This is a genomic window from Enterobacter sp. E12 (assembly GCF_014596715.2).
GTDB classification, from domain to species: Bacteria; Pseudomonadota; Gammaproteobacteria; order Enterobacterales; family Enterobacteriaceae; genus Enterobacter; species Enterobacter bugandensis.
This window is the reverse complement of the sequence record NZ_CP115601.1, coordinates 3,979,637-3,995,434: the sequence shown is the minus strand read 5'-3', so window position 1 is coordinate 3,995,434 and position 15,798 is coordinate 3,979,637. Positions and strand designations below refer to the sequence as shown.

At 61.5% G+C, this 15,798-nt stretch carries 16 protein-coding genes; 15 read left to right on the top strand and 1 reads right to left on the bottom strand.

The features are described 5' to 3' along the window. Nucleotides 1-7 precede the first annotated feature (7 nt). Nucleotides 8-1,984 carry a biosynthetic arginine decarboxylase gene (gene speA, locus IB212_RS19040; RefSeq protein WP_045629995.1) on the top strand — a complete coding sequence of 659 codons (1,977 nt, stop codon included), beginning with the start codon at nucleotides 8-10 and terminating at the stop codon, nucleotides 1,982-1,984. Nucleotides 1,985-2,194: 210 nt separating this feature from the next. Next, nucleotides 2,195-3,115: an agmatinase gene (speB, locus tag IB212_RS19035; protein ID WP_017382921.1), complete on the top strand. Its 921-nt coding sequence runs from the start codon at nucleotides 2,195-2,197 to the stop codon at nucleotides 3,113-3,115. A 3-nt stretch (nucleotides 3,116-3,118) separates the two neighbouring features. On the opposite strand, the gene IB212_RS19030 is transcribed toward speB, so the two are convergent. Then, the gene (locus IB212_RS19030; protein ID WP_041908331.1) at nucleotides 3,119-4,330 is read right to left on the bottom strand and encodes an MFS transporter; all 1,212 of its coding nucleotides are present in this window, start codon (nucleotides 4,328-4,330) and stop codon (nucleotides 3,119-3,121) included. A 414-nt stretch (nucleotides 4,331-4,744) separates the two neighbouring features. On the opposite strand from IB212_RS19030, the gene IB212_RS19025 reads away from it, so the two are divergent. From IB212_RS19025 to IB212_RS18965, 13 genes are all read left to right on the top strand, one after another. Further along, nucleotides 4,745-5,053 carry a non-heme iron oxygenase ferredoxin subunit gene (locus IB212_RS19025; RefSeq protein ID WP_188245983.1) on the top strand — a complete coding sequence of 103 codons (309 nt, stop codon included), beginning with the start codon at nucleotides 4,745-4,747 and terminating at the stop codon, nucleotides 5,051-5,053. Between the two features lie 11 nt (nucleotides 5,054-5,064). Beyond that, on the top strand, nucleotides 5,065-5,373 hold the full coding sequence (locus IB212_RS19020) for a recombinase-like helix-turn-helix domain-containing protein (RefSeq protein WP_028014353.1): 309 nt from the start codon (nucleotides 5,065-5,067) through the stop codon (nucleotides 5,371-5,373). 10 nt (nucleotides 5,374-5,383) lie between these two features. Further along, entirely contained in the window at nucleotides 5,384-6,406 is a 1,023-nt protein-coding gene (locus tag IB212_RS19015) for an aromatic ring-hydroxylating dioxygenase subunit alpha (protein ID WP_041908333.1), read from the top strand. Further along, complete coding sequence (locus tag IB212_RS19010) at nucleotides 6,406-7,155, top strand: SDR family oxidoreductase (RefSeq protein ID WP_003860050.1); 750 nt, start codon at nucleotides 6,406-6,408, stop codon at nucleotides 7,153-7,155. The genes IB212_RS19015 and IB212_RS19010 overlap by 1 nt, the downstream gene beginning before the upstream one ends. Nucleotides 7,156-7,167: 12 nt before the next feature. Then, nucleotides 7,168-7,956, top strand: coding sequence for an IclR family transcriptional regulator (locus tag IB212_RS19005; RefSeq protein WP_041908334.1), 789 nt, complete (start codon nucleotides 7,168-7,170; stop codon nucleotides 7,954-7,956). A gap of 78 nt (nucleotides 7,957-8,034) precedes the next feature. Next, nucleotides 8,035-8,961: a VOC family protein gene (locus IB212_RS19000; RefSeq protein ID WP_041908335.1), complete on the top strand. Its 927-nt coding sequence runs from the start codon at nucleotides 8,035-8,037 to the stop codon at nucleotides 8,959-8,961. Then, complete coding sequence (locus IB212_RS18995) at nucleotides 8,958-10,145, top strand: NAD(P)/FAD-dependent oxidoreductase (RefSeq protein WP_041908336.1); 1,188 nt, start codon at nucleotides 8,958-8,960, stop codon at nucleotides 10,143-10,145. Before IB212_RS19000 ends, IB212_RS18995 begins: the two co-directional genes overlap by 4 nt. Before the next feature lie 25 nt (nucleotides 10,146-10,170). Beyond that, on the top strand, nucleotides 10,171-11,427 hold the full coding sequence (locus IB212_RS18990) for an MFS transporter (protein WP_041908337.1): 1,257 nt from the start codon (nucleotides 10,171-10,173) through the stop codon (nucleotides 11,425-11,427). A 10-nt stretch (nucleotides 11,428-11,437) separates the two neighbouring features. Continuing rightward, nucleotides 11,438-11,968, top strand: a complete 531-nt coding sequence (locus IB212_RS18985; RefSeq protein WP_017382915.1) for a cupin domain-containing protein — start codon at nucleotides 11,438-11,440, stop codon at nucleotides 11,966-11,968. A 9-nt stretch (nucleotides 11,969-11,977) separates the two neighbouring features. Further along, the gene (locus tag IB212_RS18980; protein WP_041908338.1) at nucleotides 11,978-12,748 is read left to right on the top strand and encodes an alpha/beta fold hydrolase; all 771 of its coding nucleotides are present in this window, start codon (nucleotides 11,978-11,980) and stop codon (nucleotides 12,746-12,748) included. Next, a complete protein-coding gene (locus IB212_RS18975) occupies nucleotides 12,732-13,526 on the top strand; it encodes an SDR family oxidoreductase (RefSeq protein ID WP_041908339.1) in 795 nt (264 codons plus the stop codon). The genes IB212_RS18980 and IB212_RS18975 overlap by 17 nt, the downstream gene beginning before the upstream one ends. A gap of 9 nt (nucleotides 13,527-13,535) precedes the next feature. Further along, entirely contained in the window at nucleotides 13,536-14,306 is a 771-nt protein-coding gene (locus IB212_RS18970) for an aspartate dehydrogenase (RefSeq protein WP_041908340.1), read from the top strand. A gap of 9 nt (nucleotides 14,307-14,315) precedes the next feature. Next, nucleotides 14,316-15,785 (top strand): aldehyde dehydrogenase, encoded by a 1,470-nt coding sequence (locus IB212_RS18965; RefSeq protein ID WP_041908341.1) that lies wholly within the window; start codon nucleotides 14,316-14,318, stop codon nucleotides 15,783-15,785. Nucleotides 15,786-15,798 lie beyond the last annotated feature (13 nt).

The window sequence follows — 15,798 nt, the reverse complement described above, 5'->3', positions numbered from 1 at the left end:
GTTCGCTATGTCTGACGACATGTCTTCTTTTTCGCCTTCGTCAGCGGGCGAACAGGGTGTACTACGTTCTATGCAGGAGGTTGCGATGAGCTCCCAGGAAGCCAGCAAGATGCTGCGCACTTACAATATTGCCTGGTGGGGCAATAACTACTACGACGTCAACGAACTGGGCCACATCAGCGTCTGCCCGGATCCGGACGTCCCTGAAGCGCGCGTGGATCTCGCTAAGCTGGTGAAAGCCCGTGAAGCGCAGGGCCAGCGTTTGCCTGCACTGTTCTGCTTCCCGCAGATCCTGCAACATCGCCTGCGTTCCATTAACGCCGCGTTCAAGCGCGCGCGTGAATCCTACGGCTATAACGGCGACTACTTCCTGGTTTACCCGATCAAGGTGAACCAGCACCGCCGCGTAATCGAATCCCTGATCCACTCCGGCGAACCGCTGGGACTGGAAGCAGGCTCCAAAGCGGAGCTGATGGCGGTTCTGGCGCACGCGGGCATGACCCGGTCGGTGATCGTCTGTAACGGCTATAAAGACCGCGAGTACATTCGTCTGGCGCTGATTGGCGAGAAGATGGGCCACAAGGTCTATCTGGTTATCGAGAAGATGACCGAAATTGCCATCGTGCTGGAAGAGGCCGAGCGTCTGAACGTCATTCCGCGCCTTGGCGTACGTGCGCGTCTGGCGTCGCAGGGTTCCGGTAAATGGCAGTCCTCCGGCGGTGAAAAATCCAAGTTCGGCCTCGCGGCGAACCAGGTGCTGCAGCTGGTGGAGATCCTGCGCGAGCGCGGTCGTCTGGACAGCATTCAGCTGCTGCACTTCCACCTCGGCTCGCAGATGGCCAATATCCGCGACATCGCCACCGGCGTGCGTGAGTCCGCGCGTTTCTACGTTGAGCTGCACAAGCTTGGCGTGAATATTCAGTGCTTCGACGTGGGCGGTGGCCTGGGCGTGGACTACGAAGGAACCCGCTCCCAGTCCGACTGCTCGGTGAACTACGGCCTGAACGAATACGCCAACAACATCATCTGGGCGATTGGCGATGCCTGCGAAGAGCACGGCCTGCCGCACCCGACAGTGATCACCGAATCTGGCCGCGCGGTTACCGCGCACCATACGGTGCTGGTGTCTAACATCATCGGCGTCGAGCGTAGCGAAATCACCGAAGCGACGCCTCCGGCAGACGATGCCCCACGTTCCCTGCAAAGCATGTGGGAAACCTGGCAGGAAATGCACGAGCCGGGCACGCGTCGCTCCCTGCGCGAATGGCTGCACGACAGCCAGATGGACCTGCACGATATCCACGTCGGCTACTCGTCAGGCACCTTCAGCCTGCAGGAGCGCGCGTGGGCGGAGCAGCTCTATCTGAACATGTGCCATGAAGTGCAGAAACAGCTCGACCCGAGCAACCGCGCGCATCGTCCGATTATCGACGAGTTGCAGGAGCGTATGGCGGACAAAATGTACGTCAACTTCTCCCTGTTCCAGTCGATGCCGGATGCCTGGGGTATCGACCAGCTGTTCCCGGTTCTGCCGCTGGAAGGGCTGAACCACGCCCCGGAACGTCGCGCGGTGCTGCTGGACATCACCTGTGACTCTGACGGCGCGATTGACCACTACGTTGACGGTGACGGTATCGCAACGACGATGCCAATGCCGGAGTACGATCCGGAGAACCCGCCAATGCTGGGCTTCTTTATGGTGGGTGCGTATCAGGAGATCCTCGGCAACATGCACAACCTGTTCGGCGATACCGAAGCGGTTGACGTGTTTGTCTTCCCTGACGGCAGCGTCGAGGTTGAGCTGTCCGATGAAGGGGACACCGTGGCGGATATGCTGGAATACGTGCAGCTGGATCCGAAAAAACTGCTCACCCAGTTCCGCGACCAGGTGAAAAACACCGGTCTGGACGACGCGCTGCAGCAGCAGTTCCTGGAAGAGTTTGAAGCGGGTCTGTACGGGTACACCTACCTGGAAGACGAGTAGTAAAACCTCCCTCTCCCGGTGGGAGAGGGTTGGGGTGAGGGCATCAGACCGCACAATGCCCTATACTCACTTGAACCCGTATGAATTAACGGCGATAATTCGCCCCAATATGCGATTTACGAATCAATCCCTTCCTCGTCGGGTTTAACGACGCGGAGGGGATTTTTTTTCATCTGTTTCTAATGTATCGACGTTGAAAGAGGTCAGGACATGAGCACTTTAGGTCATCAGTACGATAACTCTCTGGTATCTAACGCGTTTGGTTTTTTACGCCTTCCAATGAACTTCCAGCCGTACGACAGCGATGCGGACTGGGTGATCACCGGCGTGCCGTTCGACATGGCAACCTCCGGTCGTGCGGGTGGACGTCACGGCCCGGCGGCAATCCGTCAGGTTTCCACCAACCTGGCCTGGGAGCACAACCGCTTCCCGTGGAACTTCGACATGCGCGAGCGCCTGAACGTGGTGGACTGCGGTGACCTGGTGTACGCCTTCGGCGACGCGCGCGAAATGAGCGAAAAATTGCAGGCGCACGCAGAGAAACTGCTGGCGGCCGGTAAGCGCATGCTCTCCTTCGGCGGTGACCACTTTGTCACTCTGCCGCTGCTGCGCGCCCACGCGAAGCACTTCGGTAAAATGGCGCTGGTGCACTTCGATGCGCATACCGACACCTACGCGAACGGCTGCGAGTTCGACCACGGCACCATGTTCTACACCGCGCCGAAAGAAGGCCTGATCGATCCGAACCACTCCGTGCAGATCGGCATCCGTACCGAGTTCGACAAAGACAACGGTTTCACCGTGCTGGACGCCGGCCAGGTGAACGATCGCGGCGTGGACGATATTCTGGCTCAGGTTAAGCAGATCGTCGGCGATATGCCTGTATACCTGACCTTCGATATCGACTGCCTGGATCCGGCGTTTGCACCGGGTACTGGTACGCCGGTGATTGGCGGCCTGACGTCAGACCGCGCCATCAAGCTGGTGCGTGGCCTGAAGGATCTGAACATCGTTGGTATGGACGTGGTAGAAGTGGCGCCAGCCTATGACCAGTCCGAGATCACCGCGCTTGCCGCGGCGACCCTGGCGCTGGAAATGCTCTACATCCAGGCCGCGAAAAAAGGCGAATAAGCCTTACGCGCTGATTGCTGCTGCGCGACGCATGCGCAGCAGCAACATTCCCCCGGCAAGCAGGGTGATTGCCTGCGAGACGACCAGCACCGAAAAGCCTGAGCTAACCGACCCCACCGACCTCATTACCATCCCCATCAGCAGCGGAATAAACGCCGCGCAGATATTGCCGATCCCGTTGATAATGCCGTAAGCGCTGCCCACCGCTTCCCGCGCGGCGTGATGCTGGATCACCGCCGGAATAGCCGCCCCCTGTAGCCCCCAGAAGATATTCGCCGAGAGCATAAACAGCGCCAGCCAGGCAGGCTGATGGCTGAGCATCAGCGCGATCACGGACAGCGCCGTCAGCGCGCCGCCCACCACAAACAGCATTGGCGCCTGTTCCGGACGCATTTTGTCGAGCAGCACCCCACCGAGGAACTTCGAGCCCAGACTCAGCAGGAAGGGAATGGCCGCAAGTATGCCCGTGGCGTGCAGCGAGAAATGATGCTCGTCGCGCAGCCACGCGGGCAGCCAGGCGCTGCTCCCCCAGAGATAGCTCAGGGTGGCAATCTCCACCAGCAGGATCCACCCGAGCAGCGGCGTTTGCCAGGCCAGCGAAAACGTCTCTGTAAAGCCCGGTTTTTTCATCTTCACCGTACTCCGCGGCGCGGGCAGGAAGCGCCAGACAAGGCCGCCGCCCAGCACCAGATTCAGTGCCGCCAGGGCATAAAACGATCCGGCCCAGCCGAGATGCGCCATCAGCCACGTTACCAGCGGAAAGCCCACGGCCAGCCCGAGCGAGACGCCCAGCGCGGTCACGGCGTTGGGTTTGCCGATCTCTTGCGCGCTAAAGTGATCGCTGATGAAGCGCGTTTTCAGCGAAAAGAGCGGCCCCTCAGCGATCCCCAGGATCGTGCGCGCGACGAGCATGCCCATCAGCGATCCGAGCAGCGGTGAAATGGCGCATACCGCTGCCCACATCGCTATGCTGCTCAATAATCCCTGTCGATAATGGAGTTTGCTTTCAATAACCGGAGTTAATAATAAAGCTGAAAATCCATAACCCAGCAGAAAACAGGTCATAAGCATTCCATGTAACATTCTGTTTTCATTTAGCTGAAAATGCTGAGCAAATTCCGGGTTTAAAATCATGACAGAAATATTCACCCGGTCAACGTAGGAAATAATAATCAGTAATAACAATGCCACTGTGCCTTGCCATCTTGCCGTCATAACGCCTGCCTTATGTTTTTGCTTATTTCTATTTTTATGCGCGTGATTATCACGTGGGTAAAATGGTTCACCTGTGAAACTCATTGTTTATTAAAGAAAAAATAAAATTAAGTTTCACAGGTGAAACACCCTGTTTTTCACTTCTTTTATTTTTAAGGAACAAAAAGAAAAGAAGTCAATCACTGTTTATTAAAATTTAAGGCCATCGATAAATCGTATTCTTTCACACCGAAATAATGAAAATTTCATATCGCTGCATTTTTTCGTGATCCTTTGCACACTTAGTTAATTAATTACCGTTTGATTAACAAATTCGTCACATTGCGGCTTGACGAAACATTCATCGCTTTTATATTGACCGTATTAAATAAGAAACAGAGTTTCATATATGAAACAAAAGCCTGGAGGATCGTGATGAGCTGGATAGGCGTATGTGACGCAGAACAAGTACAGGAAGATTTCCCTTTTAGCGGCAACGTCGACGGTAAAGAGATCGGCGTGTATTTGATTGACGGTGAATATTACGCGCTGGAAGACGTATGCCCCCACGCCTATGCCCTGCTGAGCCAGGGCTTCGTGGAGGACGGCAAGGTGGAATGCCCGCTGCACGAGGCGGTATTCGACGTCAAAACCGGCCAGTGCCTGCACGGCCCCGGCGGGCGCAACCTCAACCGCTACCCGGTTCGGATTTTTGAAAACCAGATTCAGATTACCTTCGTCTAGGAGACCGTGGCATGAGCGACACCCTGAACTACAACCCGGCGCTGCCGGAAAGCCGTCAGTTTGCCCCCCCGGCTGAGGGCGGTAACGGTGCGATCCATAAGCCGGGTGATTACCAGAACCTTATCTGGCAGACCCGCAGCCGCGAGCCGGAAAGCTGGGAAGTGAACCTCATCGCCACGCTGGAAGATCTCTTCGAGCAGGGGGTTGAAACCTTACCGGAGCTGGTGAACGGGCTGAACGCGGTGCGCATGCACGATCAGCAGGGCGAGCCGTGGAGCGAGGCCAGCTTCCAGGCATTCTTACAGGTTAACGGCTACTGAGGGCAACGCGATGACGACTACCGTACAACACTACCTCGATAAAGGTCTGCGCGGCCTCTGGTATCCGGTGCTGGCGAGCTGGGAGGTGCAGTCTGCACCGGTGGGCATTACCCGCCTGGGCGAACAGATTGTGGTCTGGCGCAACAAAGACGGCCAGGTGCAGGCGCTGGAGGACCGCTGTCCGCACCGCGGCGCACGCCTGTCGATGGGCTGGAACCTTGGCGACCGCATTGCCTGCTGGTATCACGGCGTGGAGGTCGCGGGCAACGGCGAGGTGAAAGACGTGCCCGCCGTGGACAAATGCCCGCTGGTCGGCCAGCAGTGCGTGCGCAGCTACAACGTGCAGGAGGCGCACGGCGCAATCTTCCTGTGGTTTGGCGTCACCGCGGACCAGCAGCCGGACGAGCTGATCTTCCCGGACGAGCTCGCCGATACGGACAGCTTCAGCAATTTCCTCTGCACCGCCGCGTGGAAATGCAATTACCAGTACGCGCTGGAAAACGTGATGGACCCGATGCACGGCACCTATCTGCACTCCTCGTCGCACTCAATGGCGGAAGGGGACCGCAAGGCTGACATGGTGCTCCAGCCGACCAAAACCGGCTTTATCTTCGAGAAGAAAGGGCAGAGCGGCGTCAACTTTGACTGGGTGGAGCTGGGCAACAGCGGCACCTGCTGGATGCGCCTCTCCATTCCGTACAAGAAGCGCTTCGGGCCGGGCGGCCACTTCTTTATCGTCGGCATGGTGGTGCCGGAAGATAACGACAACTGCCGCGTCTTCTTCTGGCGCATTCGCCGGGTGCAGGGCTGGCAGCGCGACATGTGGCGCTTCATGTACCGCAACCGTCTGGAAAAACTGCACTGGGAAGTGCTGGAGCAGGACCGCGTGGTGCTGGAAAGCCTGGCGCCAAACGCCCGCGACCATGAATACCTGTATCAGCACGACGTCGGCCTCTCGCGCCTGCGCCGCATGATGCAAAAGGCCGCCAAAGAGCAGCTGGCGATGCGCGAAGAACAGCAGGGAGCCGCCTGATGAACGGGCTGCTGAGCGGCAAACGCATCGTCATAACCGGCGCCGCGCGCGGGCTGGGCTTTCACTTTGCCAAAGCCTGCGCGGAGCAGGGCGCAGCGGTGGTGATGTGCGACATCCTCAAGGGCGAGCTGGCCGAGAGCGCCCACGCCCTGAGCGAGCGGGGCTATGCGATCGAACCGCACGTTATCGATCTGGCCGATCCACAGTCCATTGAGCAGGTGTTCAGCGCGATTGGCGAGCAGGGTCAGATTGATGGCCTGGTGAACAACGCGGCGATGGCGACGGGCGTCGGCGGCAAAAATATGCTCGATTACGATCCGGATCTCTGGGATCGGGTGATGAGCGTTAACGTCAAAGGCACCTGGCTGGTGACGCGCGCTGCGGTGCCGCTGCTGCGCGAGGGCGCGGGTATCGTGAACGTTGCGTCCGACACCGCGCTGTGGGGCGCGCCGCGCCTGATGGCCTACGTCGCCAGTAAGGGCGCCGTGATTGCCATGACCCGCTCAATGGCACGCGAACTGGGTGAAAAGCGTATACGCATTAATGCCATCGCGCCGGGGTTAACCCGCGTCGAGGCGACCGAATATGTTCCGGCCGAGCGCCATCAGCTCTACGAGAATGGCCGCGCGTTAACCGGCGCGCAGCAGCCGGAAGACGTCACCGGCAGCGTGGTCTGGCTGTTAAGCGATCTGTCGCGGTTTATCACCGGGCAGCTGATCCCGGTCAACGGCGGTTTTGTCTTTAACTAAGGTGTAGCGATTATGGCAAACGATCAGGAAGTGAAGTATCTGGTGCCGGGGCTGGAGCGCGGTTTACAGCTGCTGTTGGCCTTTGGCGAGCAGCATCGCGATCTGACCTTTGCCGAGCTGCACCGGCTGGTGGATATGCCGAAGGCGACCGCCTATCGCGTGGTGCAGACGCTGGAGTACATGGGCTTTCTGGAGCGCAACGCGCGCACCAATACCTTTTCGCTGGGCATGAACGTGCTGCGTCTCGGCTTTGAGTACATCGCCTCGCTGGACGTGGCGCAGGTCGGCCAGCCGGTGATCGAGCAGCTGCGCGACGTGAGCCAGTGCAGCAGCCATCTGGCGATCCGCGACGGGCGCGACATTATCTACATCGCCCGCGTCAGCGCCGCCGGGTCGCGCATCAATCAGGTCAGCATTGGCACCCGCCTGCCGGTGCACTGCACCTCGCTGGGCCGCATGTTGCTGACCGATATTTCCCGCGCCGATTTTGAACAGTTGTTCCCGCACGAGCGCCTGCCGGGCAACACGCCGGGGCAGCTTCACGACCGCGAAGCCCTGTGGCAGATGGTGCAGCAGGACAAAGCCCGCGGGTATGTCATCGGCGAATCCTTCTTCCGCCACGGCATCTCCTCCATCGTCTATCCGGTGTATGACCGAAGCGGACGCGTGGCGGCGGTGGTCAGCATTCTGGTGCCGTCGGAAGAGATCCCGCAGACCGACCGTGAGCGGCTGCAAAACGAGGTTCGCCTCGCGGCGGATAAAATTTCTGGCTTCTTAGGCTATTTGTCACAGGCCAGCTAAATCAGTGAGTTAACGTCAGGCGCTTGACTGCGTCGGGCATGTTTTACGCCCAATTTGGGCCAGATGAGGCAACGAACGATGAGTGTAACCGGAATTGAAAAGCTGGAATTTGGCGTGGAAGACCTGACGCACTGCGCCAAATTTATGCGTGATTTTGGCCTGACGGGCGATGCCAGCGGCCAGCGTTTTACCACCCTGAGCGGCGCGCGCGTGGAGCTGAACCCCATCGACAGTCCCGACCTGCCGCTGGCGTTTGAAGCGGGCAACACCCTGCGCCGCATGACCTGGGCGGTGGCCGCACAGTCCGATCTCGACGCGCTGCGCCCGAAGCTTGCGCAGCAGCCCGGCTTTCGCGAAGTGGGCGACGCGCTGGAATGCCTCGATCCGAACGGCATGACCCTGCGCGTGCAGGTCAGCCAGCAGACCGACGTGGAGCTGAACGTTGAGCCGATCAACCAGTGGGGCGACGCCCGCCGCATCGACACGCCCAGCCCGGTTTACGATCGCGCGCAGCCGATCAACGTCGGGCACGTGGTGTTCTTCGTGGAGGAGCTGGCGGCGGTGGAAAAATTCTACCGCGAGGTGCTCGGCTTCCAGGTTTCGGACCGCTACATCAACCGCGCCGTGTTCCTGCGCTGCGGGGCGCGCGGCGGACATCACAACCTGTTCCTGCTGCAACTGCCGAACCGCAAGCGCGGCCTCAACCACGTGGCCTTCACCGTGCGCGACATCCACGAGGTGATCGGCGGCGGTATCGCGATGAATAAAAATGAATGGAGCACTTTTATCGGGCCGGGCCGCCATCCGGTGTCGTCGGCCTATTTCTGGTACGTCAATAGCCCGACCGGCGGCGCGTTTGAGTATTACACCAACGACGACTATCTGACGGAAAACTGGCAGCCGCGCGAGCTGGAGCACTCCCTGGTCTCCTTTACCGAATGGGCGGTGGAGGGAGGGATTGACCACGACACCCGCCGTCAGCAGAAAAAGCCGGAGGCGGTATGACGTCGCGCATTGTCATTATCGGCGGCGGTCAGGCGGGCGGCTGGGCGGCGAAAACCCTGCGCGACGAGGGCTTCGACGGCGAGATCTGCGTGGTGGCGGAAGAGGAGTGGGATTTCTACGAACGTCCGCCGCTGTCGAAAGCGTCTCTGCTGGAGCCGGACGCGGCGCTCCCGCGGCTGTTTAGCGAAGAAGCACAGCAGGCGCTGAACCTGACCTGGTACCGCCCGCTGCGTGCTGAGTCAGTCGATCGTGAAGCGAAAACCGTGCGTTTAAGCAACGGCGAACGCCTTAGTTACAACATTCTTCTAATGGCCACCGGCGGGAGGGCGCGCCTGCCTTCACCGGCGTGGGCGGCGCATCCGCAGGTCTACACTCTGCGCCACTGGCAGGATGCGCAGCGCCTGAAGGCGCGTCTGGCGGAAAGTAAAAAACTGGCGATTGTCGGCGGCGGCTGGATCGGTCTTGAGATTGCCGCTTCCGCGCGCAAAAGCGGCGTAGCGGTCACGCTGTTCGAGCAGCAGCCCGCGCTGTGCATGCGCTCGGTGAGCGGCGAGGTGTCGCAGCGCTTAGAGGCCATCCACTGCGAGCAGGGGGTGGAAATCCGTACCGGCTGCGGCGCGCTGGAGCTGGAGGACGATAACGGCCTGCCGGTCATCCACTGCGACGGCCAGCGCGAAACCTTTGACACGGTGGTGGTGGGGATCGGTGTCGATCTCAATCTGGAACTGGCGCGCGATGCGGGACTTTGCACCGAGCGGGGGATCGTGGTGGATGCCCAGGGGCGGACGTCGGATCCATTCATCTTCGCCGCCGGAGATGTGGCGCAGCACCATCACTACGGCCTGTGCATTCAGTCCTGGGCCTTCGCCCAGAATCAGGCGGTGGCGACGGCGAAAGCCATGCTTAACCCCGATGCGCCAGGCTACGACGACGCGCCGTGGCTGTGGTCGGATCAATATCAGCACAACATCCAGATCCTCGGCATTCCGCAGCCGGGCAGCCGAACGATAGTGCGTGAAGAGGCGCTGTACTTCTCGCTGGACGACAACGGTCGGCTAACGCAGCTGGTGGCGTTCAACGATGCGCGCACCGTCAAGCTGGCGAAGCGCTGGATGGCGGCGGGGCGGGACCTGTCGGACGTACCGCTCGCCGACCCGGCTTTTTCACTGATGTCATTGCGATAGCTAACCCGCACCCGTAGGGGGAGACATGACTACATTAGAGACCAACACCGCGCCCGTCGAGGCGAGCGGTGAGGGAACCCGCACGCCTGAAAAAGCGGTGCGCTGGGCCATCCCGCTGTCGCTGCTGGCCTGCGTGCTGCTGGCCTTTTTCGACAAAATCAGCATCGCGGCGCTCTTTTCCGACGGCCATTTCCAGCAGGCGATGGGCATCGATTTTGACACCACGCGCCTCGGCATTCTGATGAGCGCCTTCCTGCTGAGCTACGGTTTTTCGTCGGTATTTTTGAGCGGTTTAGGCGACAAAATCGCGCCGCTGCGCCTGCTCACCGGGATGATGGCGATCTGGTGCGTGCTGATGGTGGCGATGGGCTTTACCCATAACTACACGCTGATGATCGTTCTGCGCATCCTGCTGGGCGTGGCGGAAGGGCCGCTGTTCCCGCTGGCTTTCGCCATCGTGCGCCACAACTTCCCGCAGCATCTGCAGGCGCGTGCCACCATGCTGTGGCTGCTGGGCACGCCGGTCGGCGCGGCGATTGGCTTCCCGCTCTCCCTCTGGCTGCTGAACACCTTCGGCTGGCAGAGCACCTTCTTTGTGATGGCGATGCTGACCGTGCCGGTGCTTATCTTTGTGCGCGTTGGCCTGCGCGGGATCCGGCTGGAGGCAAAACCCGGTACCTCGCAGGCGTCCCGGGACGAGCGGCGCGCGGCGCGGCGCGAGCTGTTTGTCAGTCCGCACTTCTGGATCATCTGCATCTTTAACATCGCGTTCCTGACCTACCTGTGGGGCATCAACGGCTGGCTGCCTGGCTACTTAATTAAGGGCAAAGGCATCCACCTGGAGCACGCGGGCTGGCTGTCGTCGATGCCGTTCATCGCCATGCTGGCGGGAGAGGTGATTGGCGCGTGGCTCTCTGACCGGGTCGATAAGCGCGCGGCGGCCTGCTTTATCTCGATGGCAGGGGCAGCCGTCGGGCTGGCGGCGGTGATGCACCTTGATACCCCGCTTGCCATCATCGCGGCGATGAGCTTCAGCACCTTTATGTGGGGCACCGGCGCCCCCAACATTTTCGCCCTGCTGGCGAAGGCCACCCATCCCCGGGTGAGCGCCACGGCGGGCGGCATCTTCAACGGGCTGGGAAACTTTGCGGGCGCGCTGTCGCCGGCGGTGATGGGCGCGCTTATTGCCTTCACCCACAGCATGGATTCCGGGCTGATTTTTCTGGCGGTGATGGCGGCGGTGGGCTGCGTCCTGTTACTGCCGCTGCTGAGACGTTACTGAGGAGAGTGTCATGACTGATTCAACCGTAACCAACAAAACAGGCATCAAACCTGACCACCTGACGATGGAAGAGTGGGTCGAGTCGCGCATCGCGCGCTTCGAAGGCCGTAAATACGACTGGAACGCGCTGAAGTTCCAGGCCGATTTTGACCCGAAATACCGCCGGGCGCAGATGCGCTACATCGGCACCGGGGCAACCGGCGTGGCGAACGACACCAATACCGTGCAGGCGGACCATTTTACCTTCTCCACCATGGTGCTGCCGTCGAAGTGCGAAGGGCCGCTGCACCTGCACGACGACGTGGAGGAGGTGTTCTTCATGCTCAAAGGGCAGATCACGCTGATGATCCAGGACGGCGACAACTACACCGAAACCGTGCTGCGCGAGCGTGACCTGATCTCCGTCCCGCCGGGCATCTATCGCGGCCTGTTTAACCACGGGGAAGAAGAGGCGCTGATGTGCGTCATGCTGGGAACCAATAAGCCGGAAATCCCGACCTATCCCTCCGATCATCCGCTCTCAAAAGTGAAGCGGAACTAAGGGGGCGACATGACGGGTTTTCGTGAACAGGGAAGCGGCATCCCGCTGATGCTGCTGCACGGGATCAGCTCTGGCGCTGCGTCCTGGCATAAGCAGATGACGCTGAACGGTTTTCGCGTGCTGGCGTGGGACATGCCCGGTTACGGCGAAAGCCCGATGCTGGCGGTTGAGCGGGCGAACGCCGGAGATTACGCCGACGCGCTGGCGGCGATGCTCGACCGCGCAGGCGTCTGGCAGGCGGTACTGGTGGGCCATTCCCTGGGGGCGCTGGTGGCCAGCGCGTTTGCGGCGAAGTTCCCTGAACGCGTTATTCATCTGGTGCTGGCGGACGCCGCGCAGGGCTACGGTAATGCCGCGCCGGCGCAGCGAGAGCAGGTCTGGCGTAATCGTGAGCAGCAGATGGCGCTCGGTGGCGACATTCTCGCGCAGACCCGCGCCGCGAAGCTGCTGCGCCCCGGCGCGCGCCCGGACGATATCGCCACCGTCGCGGCGGGCATGCGCAGGCTGCGCCCCGAAGGCTACCTCGCTGCCGCGTGGATGCTGGCGCATGACGACATTCACGGCTGGCTTAAGCGTTACGCCGGTCAATTTGAAGTCTGGTGCGGCGAGCAGGACGCGATCACGCAGCCCGAGCTGGTACAGGGGCTGGCGCTGCGCTACGGCATGCCGTTTACCGCGATTCCGCAGGCCGGACACGCGAGCTATCTCGATAACGACGCGTTTTTTAATCAACAGCTTTTACGCATTAACGAAGAGGTGCGCGATGAATGCACACATTGACGGCCGCGTAGCGGTCGTTACCGGCGGTTCGTCCGGCATTGGCTTTGAAACGCTGCGCCTGCTGCTGGGCGAAGGGGCGAGAGTCGCCTTCTGTGGCCGCGACCCGGACCGGCTCGCCAGCGCCCATGCGACGCTGCAAAACGACTATCCCGACGGGGAGATTTTCTCATACCGCTGCGACGTGCTGAACGCCGACGAGGTGCAGGCCTTCGCGGATGCGGTGCAGGCGCGCTTTGGCGCGGCGGATATGCTGATCAACAACGCCGGTCAGGGCTACGTGGCGCACTTCCATGACACGCCGCGCGAGGCGTGGCTGCACGAAGCCGAACTTAAACTGTTTGGCGTCATTAATCCGGTGCAGGCGTTTCAGCCGCTGCTGGAAAGGTCCGATATCGCCTCCATCACCTGCGTGAACTCCCTGCTGGCGCTTCAGCCGGAAGAGCACATGATCGCCACGTCGGCAGCCCGCGCCGCGTTGCTGAACATGACGCTGACGCTCTCGAAAGAGCTGGTAGGCAAAGGGATTCGCGTCAATTCCATACTGCTCGGTATGGTCGAGTCCGGCCAGTGGCAGCGCCGCTTTGAAAGCCGGGCGGATAAAAGCCAGAGCTGGCCGGAGTGGACGGCGGAGATCGCGCGCAAGCGCGGCATACCGATGGCGCGCCTCGGCAAGCCGCAGGAGCCCGCGCAGGCGCTGCTGTTCCTCGCCTCGCCGCTGGCCTCGTTTACCACCGGCGCGGCGCTGGACGTTTCCGGCGGCTTTTGCCGTCATCTGTAAGGACGCATCATGAAAAAGGTAATGTTGATTGGTTATGGCGCCATGGCGCAGGCGGTGATTGAGCGTCTGCCCGCCGGCGTGGCTATCGGCTGGATCGTGGCGCGCGCGTCTCACCATGCCGCCATTCGCGACCAGTTTGGGGATGCGGTCGAGGCGCTGACCTCGCCGATGGCGTGCGCACAAACGCCCGATCTGGTGCTGGAGTGCGCCAGCCAGCAGGCGGTTGCGCAGTACGGCGAAGCGATTCTGCGCCGCGGCTGGCATCTGGCGGTTATTTCCACCGGCGCGCTGGCGGACAGCGCGCTGGAGCAGCGCCTGCTCGCGGCGGGCGGAAAGCTGACGCTGCTTTCCGGGGCGGTCGCCGGCATCGACGGGCTGGCGGCGGCGAAGGAGGGCGGGCTTGAGCGCGTCACCTATCAGTCACGCAAAAGCCCGGCCAGCTGGCGCGGCAGCTACGCCGAGCAGCTTATCGACCTTAACGCAGTGTCAGAAGCGAAAGTCTTCTTCGAAGGCAGCGCCCGCGAGGCGGCGCGCCTGTTCCCGGCGAACGCCAACGTGGCGGCGACCGTGGCGCTCGGCGGCGTCGGGATGGATGAAACCCGCGTGCAGCTGATGGTTGACCCGGCAACGAAACGTAACACCCACACGCTGCACGTAGAAGGGCTGTTTGGCGAATTCCATCTGGAGCTGAGCGGGCTGCCGCTGGCGTCTAACCCTAAAACCTCCACCCTGGCGGCACTCAGCGCGGTGCGCGCCTGCCGCGAGCTGGCCCTGAGCTGAGGAGTGACGATGGACGATCTGAAGATTTTTATCGGCGGCCAGTGGCGACGCGGCGGCGGTAACCCGATGCAGAGCCACTTCCCGGCTGACGGGTCGCTCAATGCGACGCTGACCGCGGCAAACCTTGACGATCTGCACGACGCGATTGAGGCCGGCGAGCGCGCGTGGCTCGATCCCGCCTGGCGCAACAGCCTGCCGCACGTGCGGGCGAAGATCCTGCACAAGGTGGCGGATCTGATTGAGTCCCGCGCTGACGAGCTGGCGCAGATGCAGAGCCGGGATAACGGCAAGCCGCTGGCGGAGGCGCGCGGGCTGGTGATGAGCGCGGCGGGAACGGCGCGCTACTTCGCCGCCGCCTGCGAGCTGCTGGAAGGGGAGCTGCCCACGCCGCGCCAGCCGGATCTGCTGACGCTAAGCCGCTATGAGCCGCTCGGCGTGGTAGCGGCCATCACGCCGTGGAACTCGCCCATTGCCAGCGAGATGCAGAAGGTCGCCCCGGCCATCGCCGCCGGGAACGCGGTGATCCTCAAGCCTGCCGAAGCCACGCCGCTGATGGCGCTGGAGCTGGCGCGCATTTTTGAACAGGCCGGGCTGCCCGCCGGGCTTCTGAGCGTGCTGCCGGGCAAAGGCTCGGTGATTGGCGACGCGCTGGCGCGCCATACCCGCGTGCGAAAAATTTCCTTTACCGGCGGCACCAATACGGGCCGCCATCTGGCGCACGTGGCGGCGGAAAAGCTTATTCCGGCGTCGCTGGAGCTGGGCGGTAAATCCCCGACCATCGTGCTGGAGGATGCCGACGTTGAGCAGGCCGCGCGCGGGATCTGCTACGGCATTTTCAGCTCAGCAGGGCAGGCGTGCATCGCCGGGTCCCGGCTGTTTATCCACGAAAGCCTGTACGCGCCGCTGATGGCGCGGCTGCTGGAATTAACTCGCGGGCTGCGCGTAGGGCATCCCTTCACCGACGGCGTTCACGTTGGGCCGCTGATCAATGAGAAACATCGCCAGAGCGTGCAGGAATACGTCGAGCTGGCGAAGCGCGAGGGGGGCCGGGTGCTGTGCGGCGGGGAGATCCCGGCAGATCCCGCGCTCGCAAACGGCAGCTTCTTCCAGCCGACCATTATCGAAGGGCTGACGAACGGCGCCCGCGCCTGCCAGGAGGAGATCTTCGGCCCGGTGCTGGTGGCGATGCCGTTTCGCGATGAAGCGGCGTTGATCCGCGAGGCGAACGACTCGGTTTACGGCCTGGCGGCAGGGATCTGGACCCGCGACACCGGGCGGGCGCTGCGCCTGAGCGAGCAGCTGGAGGCCGGTACGGTGTGGATCAACACCTACAAAGTTTTTGCGATTTCGACCCCGTTCGGGGGCTTTAAAGAGAGCGGTCTGGGCCGCGAAAAGGGCATTCAGGGGCTGAAAGCCTGGATGCAGCAAAAGAGCATTTATCTGGCGACGGGTAACAGCGTCAACCACTGGTGCGACTGAGAAAGGGTGAGCA

Coding starts and splice junctions, on each gene's coding strand:
- speA (WP_045629995.1), top strand. CDS start 8: ATGTCTGACGACATGTCTTCTTTTTCGCCTTCGTCAGCGGGCGAACAG.
- speB (WP_017382921.1), top strand. CDS start 2,195: ATGAGCACTTTAGGTCATCAGTACGATAACTCTCTGGTATCTAACGCG.
- IB212_RS19030 (WP_041908331.1), bottom strand. CDS start 4,330: ATGACGGCAAGATGGCAAGGCACAGTGGCATTGTTATTACTGATTATT.
- IB212_RS19025 (WP_188245983.1), top strand. CDS start 4,745: ATGAGCTGGATAGGCGTATGTGACGCAGAACAAGTACAGGAAGATTTC.
- IB212_RS19020 (WP_028014353.1), top strand. CDS start 5,065: ATGAGCGACACCCTGAACTACAACCCGGCGCTGCCGGAAAGCCGTCAG.
- IB212_RS19015 (WP_041908333.1), top strand. CDS start 5,384: ATGACGACTACCGTACAACACTACCTCGATAAAGGTCTGCGCGGCCTC.
- IB212_RS19010 (WP_003860050.1), top strand. CDS start 6,406: ATGAACGGGCTGCTGAGCGGCAAACGCATCGTCATAACCGGCGCCGCG.
- IB212_RS19005 (WP_041908334.1), top strand. CDS start 7,168: ATGGCAAACGATCAGGAAGTGAAGTATCTGGTGCCGGGGCTGGAGCGC.
- IB212_RS19000 (WP_041908335.1), top strand. CDS start 8,035: ATGAGTGTAACCGGAATTGAAAAGCTGGAATTTGGCGTGGAAGACCTG.
- IB212_RS18995 (WP_041908336.1), top strand. CDS start 8,958: ATGACGTCGCGCATTGTCATTATCGGCGGCGGTCAGGCGGGCGGCTGG.
- IB212_RS18990 (WP_041908337.1), top strand. CDS start 10,171: ATGACTACATTAGAGACCAACACCGCGCCCGTCGAGGCGAGCGGTGAG.
- IB212_RS18985 (WP_017382915.1), top strand. CDS start 11,438: ATGACTGATTCAACCGTAACCAACAAAACAGGCATCAAACCTGACCAC.
- IB212_RS18980 (WP_041908338.1), top strand. CDS start 11,978: ATGACGGGTTTTCGTGAACAGGGAAGCGGCATCCCGCTGATGCTGCTG.
- IB212_RS18975 (WP_041908339.1), top strand. CDS start 12,732: ATGAATGCACACATTGACGGCCGCGTAGCGGTCGTTACCGGCGGTTCG.
- IB212_RS18970 (WP_041908340.1), top strand. CDS start 13,536: ATGAAAAAGGTAATGTTGATTGGTTATGGCGCCATGGCGCAGGCGGTG.
- IB212_RS18965 (WP_041908341.1), top strand. CDS start 14,316: ATGGACGATCTGAAGATTTTTATCGGCGGCCAGTGGCGACGCGGCGGC.